This is a genomic window from Salipiger sp. HF18 (assembly GCF_011806505.1).
In the GTDB taxonomy this organism is placed as follows: Bacteria; Pseudomonadota; Alphaproteobacteria; order Rhodobacterales; family Rhodobacteraceae; genus Salipiger; species Salipiger thiooxidans.
In genome coordinates this window covers 1-4,335 of sequence record NZ_JAATOS010000342.1, presented here as the reverse complement: position 1 = coordinate 4,335, position 4,335 = coordinate 1, and the positions used below count along the sequence as shown (strand labels likewise).

The 4,335-nt window shown below is 66.5% G+C and carries 4 protein-coding genes and 1 pseudogene; 4 read left to right on the top strand and 1 reads right to left on the bottom strand.

What is annotated here, in order from left to right:
- Nucleotides 1-93 (bottom strand): annotated as a pseudogene (locus HC022_RS29390) (ABC transporter permease); the annotation flags it as partial.
- Between the two features lie 126 nt (nucleotides 94-219).
- Between HC022_RS29390 and cysQ the strand changes: the two are divergent.
- From cysQ to galE, 4 genes are all read left to right on the top strand, one after another.
- Entirely contained in the window at nucleotides 220-1,017 is a 798-nt protein-coding gene (cysQ, locus tag HC022_RS20070; protein WP_167453597.1) for a 3'(2'),5'-bisphosphate nucleotidase CysQ, read from the top strand.
- 4 nt (nucleotides 1,018-1,021) lie between these two features.
- Entirely contained in the window at nucleotides 1,022-2,290 is a 1,269-nt protein-coding gene (locus HC022_RS20065; RefSeq protein WP_167453596.1) for a glycosyltransferase family 2 protein, read from the top strand.
- 104 nt (nucleotides 2,291-2,394) lie between these two features.
- Complete coding sequence (gene galU, locus HC022_RS20060; protein ID WP_008886542.1) at nucleotides 2,395-3,288, top strand: UTP--glucose-1-phosphate uridylyltransferase GalU; 894 nt, start codon at nucleotides 2,395-2,397, stop codon at nucleotides 3,286-3,288.
- A 6-nt stretch (nucleotides 3,289-3,294) separates the two neighbouring features.
- A complete protein-coding gene (gene galE / locus HC022_RS20055; RefSeq protein ID WP_167453595.1) occupies nucleotides 3,295-4,278 on the top strand; it encodes a UDP-glucose 4-epimerase GalE in 984 nt (327 codons plus the stop codon).
- The last annotated feature ends 57 nt before the right edge of the window (nucleotides 4,279-4,335 follow it).

The following is a 4,335-nucleotide window of genomic DNA, read 5'->3' as shown; positions in this document are numbered from 1 at the left end:
CTTGCGGACGGCGCGCACGGAGTTGTGGTAGATCAGTTCGCAGATGTAGAGCGCGGATTCGAGCCGCGAGCGCGGCTTCGTGGTCTGAAACATGGCAGAACTGCTCCGATACACGCAAAAGGCGACGGGTCTTCTTGCCCATCTTGTTTGGCGCCAGCATAAGAGTCGCAGGCTTCCAAATCAATAAATCCGCGGGCGTCGCGGTGAAGGAGACAGGCTTTGAATTACGAAACTCTGGTTGCGGTCATGCGCCGTCTGGCCCTCGAGGCGGGCGACAAGATCATGGAAATTTACAACAGCGACGACTTCGAGGTGAAATCGAAATCCGACCAGAGCCCGGTGACCGAGGCCGACGAAGCTGCCGACGCCCTGATCTCCGCCGGTCTGCGCGAGGCCTTCCCCGACATGCCGCTGGTCACCGAGGAGCAGTCCGACAGTCACGGGCAGGAGGTCATGACCTTCCTCATCGTCGACCCGCTCGACGGCACCAAGGAATTCGTCAACCGTCGCGGCGACTTCACCGTGAACATCGCGCTGGTGGAAGAGGGCGTCCCGGTGCGCGGCGTGGTCTACGCGCCCGCCAAGGAGCGCATGTTCTACACCGATGCGCTCGGCAAGTCGGTCGAGGAGGCCGGCCCCTTCGACAAGGAGACCGTGGGCGAGCTGACCCCGATCACCGTCTCGCAGGCGGACAACTCGTCGCTGATGGTGGTGGCCTCCAAGTCGCACCGCGACCAGGCCACCGACGACTACATCGGCAAGTACTCGGTCGAGGACATGAAGAGCGCCGGTTCGTCGCTGAAGTTCTGCCTCGTCGCCACCGGCGAGGCGGACCTCTATCCGCGCCTTGGCCGCACCATGGAGTGGGACACCGCCGCCGGTCACGCCGTGCTCAACGGTGCGGGTGGCCGGGTCGTGCGGTTCGATGACCATTCGCCGCTGGCTTATGGCAAGCCGGGCTTCGCCAACCCCTTCTTCATCGCCTACGCTCCGAGCGTGGAGCTGAAGCAGGGCTGACATCATGGGCGTGCCCCCGGTCAGCGTCGTGATCGTGAGCCGGGGACGCCCGCAGGCGCTGCGCCTCTGCCTGACGGCGGTGGCGCAGCTCGACCATCCGGGCTTCGAGGTGATCGTCGTCGCCTGCCCGGAGGGCGCGGCGGCCGCCTCTGCCCGTCCCCACGCGGACCGCATCAAGCTGGTCCCGTTCGACACCCCCAACATCTCGGCTGCGCGCAATCTCGGCATCGCCCATGCGGCGGGCGAGGTGGTGGCCTTTCTCGATGACGACGCGGTGCCCGAGCCGACGTGGCTCGGCCATCTCTGCGCGCCCTTCGAAGCGGCGGAGGTTGCCGCAGCCGGGGGCTACGTGCGCGGGCGCAACGGCATCGACTACCAGTGGACGGCGCGCAGCGTGACCGGGCGTGCGGAAGAGGCGCCGCTCGCGCTCGGGGGAATGGAGGCGCAGGTCTTTGCGCCGATGCCCGGACGTGCGGTGAAGCTGCAGGGCACCAACATGGCGCATCGCCGCTCGGTGCTGGCAGGGCTCGGAGGTTTCGACCCCGCCTATCGGTTCTTTCTCGACGAGACCGACCTCGACCTGCGGCTGGCGGCGGCGGGGCATGCGGTTGCGGTGGTGCCACGGGCGCAGGTCCACCACGGCTACGCCGAAAGCGCGCGCCGCGGGGCTGACCGCACGCCGCGGGATCTGACCGAAATCGGCGCCTCGCTGGCGGTCTTCCTGCGCCGGCACTGCCCCGAGGCCGAGCGCGGTGCCGCGTGGCTGACGTTCCGCGCGGAGCAGCGACGGCGGCTGCTCGAGTACATGCGGCGCGGCCCGCTGGGGCCGGACGATGTGCTCCGGCTGCTGGCGGGGCTCGACCGGGGCTATCGCGACGGCGAGACGAGGCCGCTATCGGCGCCAGAGCCGATCGGGCCCGCGAAGACGCCGTTCCTGCCGTTCCCGGGTCGCCCGGGGGCGCCCCGAGATGTACTCGCGGGGAGGCTGTGGAGCCGGCGCAAAACGAGGGTGGAGGCAGCGCGGCTCGCGGGCCTCGGACACGTGGTGAGCGTGTTCCGTTTCTCGCACACGGCGCTCTACCACCAGATGAGTTTCAGGCCCGAAGGGTACTGGGAGCAGACAGGGGGGCTTTGGGGCCGGAGCATCCGCTCTGGCCGTATCATTCGTCCTTGTCTTTTCAGGTCGCGCGTGCACGCTGAGGTTGATCGAGTCGCGGATATCCGCGGCAGTAGCCAAAAAAACAGCGGCCTTTTGCTGCAGGCGCAAAATTGACGGAATACATGCAAGTTTGCGTTGTTTTATCGTCATGAGTAACGTGTTAGTGAATCTTCGATACGGGCGCGAAAAGAGCCCGTATGGAATGCTAGGAGCAGAATATGCGGAACAAGGTAACGAAAGCCATCTTCCCTGTTGCGGGACTTGGCACGCGCTTCCTTCCGGCGACCAAATCCGTCCCGAAAGAGATTATGACCCTGGTTGACCGCCCGTTGGTGCAATACGCCATCGACGAGGCACGGGCCGCCGGTATCAAGGAATTTATTTTTGTCACCTCGCGCGGGAAGAGCGCGCTTGAGGATTACTTCGATCACGCTCCCCATCTCGAAGCCGACCTGAAGGCCAAGGGCAAGGACGAGCTGCTCGAAGTCCTGCAATCCACCAACATGGACTCGGGCGAGATCGCCTACATCCGCCAGCACAAGGCGCTGGGCCTCGGCCACGCGGTCTGGTGCGCCCGCCGCCTGATCGGCGACGAGCCCTTCGCCGTGATGCTGCCCGACGACGTCATCGCCGCCGACAAGCCCTGCCTCCAGCAGATGGTCGAATCCTACGAGGAAATCGGTGGCAACATGGTCGCCGCGATGGAAGTTCCCGCCGACAAGGCGTCCTCGTACGGCATCCTCGACGTGCAGGAAGACATGGGGTCGCTGGTGTCGGTCAAGGGCATGGTCGAGAAGCCCGCCAAGGGCACCGCTCCGTCCAACCTCGCCGTGATCGGCCGCTACATCCTGTCGCCGACGATCCTCGACAACCTCAACCAGAAGCAGGCCGGTGCCGGCGGCGAGATCCAGCTGACCGATGCCATCGCGCAGCAGATCGGCAGCGACGAGGGCGTCTATGGCTTCCGCTTCAACGGCCAGCGCTACGACTGCGGCTCCAAGGCCGGCTTCCTGCAGGCGACGGTGGCTTTCGGGCTCGACCGGGCCGACCTGCGCGACGATCTCGAGGCCTACCTCCACGAGGTGATCGGGGCCCGCAAGGCCGCGCAATAAGAGGCAATGAGCAATGTATTGGTGACCGGCGGTGCGGGCTATATCGGCTCGCACGCCTGCAAGGCCCTGAAAGCCGCCGGTTATACCCCCGTGACATACGACAACCTGGTCACGGGCTGGAAGGATGCCGTGAAATTCGGCCCCTTCGAGCAGGGCGATCTGTCGGATCGCGCCCGGCTCGACGAGGTCTTCGCGACCTACCAGCCCGTTGCCGTGATGCATTTTGCCGCCCTCAGCCAGGTCGGCGAGGCGATGTCGGAACCCGGCCGCTACTGGCGCAACAACGTCGAGGGATCGCTGACGCTGATCGAGGCCGCCACCGCGGCGGGCTGTATGAACTTCGTCTTCTCCTCGACCTGTGCCACCTACGGCGAGCATGACAACGTCGTGCTCGACGAGAGCACGCCGCAGGAGCCGCTCAACGCCTACGGTGCCTCCAAGCGCGCGGTCGAGAACATCCTCCGCGACTTCGAGGTCGCCAAGGGGCTGCGCCACGTGATCTTCCGCTACTTCAACGTGGCGGGCGCCGATCCCGAGGGCGAGGTCGGCGAGCATCACCGCCCCGAGACGCACCTGATCCCGGTGATGCTCGAGGCGATCGACGGCACCCGCCCGGCGCTGTCGATCCACGGCACCGACTACGACACGCCGGACGGCACCTGCATCCGCGACTACGTGCATGTCTGCGACCTCGTCGACGCGCATGTGCTCGGGCTGAAGTGGCTGACCGATGGCAAGGGCAGCCGGGTGTTCAACCTTGGCACCGGCAAGGGCTTCTCGGTGCGCGAGGTGATCGACGCATCGCGCTCCGTCACCAACCGCGAGGTGCCGCATTCCGAGGGCCCGCGCCGTGCCGGTGACGCCACCAAGCTGGTGTCGGGCTCGACCCGTGCCGCCGCCGAGCTCGGCTGGGAGCCGTCCCGGTCGACCATGCCGCAGATGATTGCCGACGCCTGGCGCTGGCACCAGAATGGGCACTACGAGGGCTGAGGCGCCGCCGCGCCTCCTCGCCCTCACGCGGCAGGTCTCCACGGCCAGCCGCACCTC

Coding starts and splice junctions, on each gene's coding strand:
- HC022_RS20065 (WP_167453596.1), top strand. CDS start 1,022: ATGGGCGTGCCCCCGGTCAGCGTCGTGATCGTGAGCCGGGGACGCCCG.
- galU (WP_008886542.1), top strand. CDS start 2,395: ATGCGGAACAAGGTAACGAAAGCCATCTTCCCTGTTGCGGGACTTGGC.
- galE (WP_167453595.1), top strand. CDS start 3,295: ATGAGCAATGTATTGGTGACCGGCGGTGCGGGCTATATCGGCTCGCAC.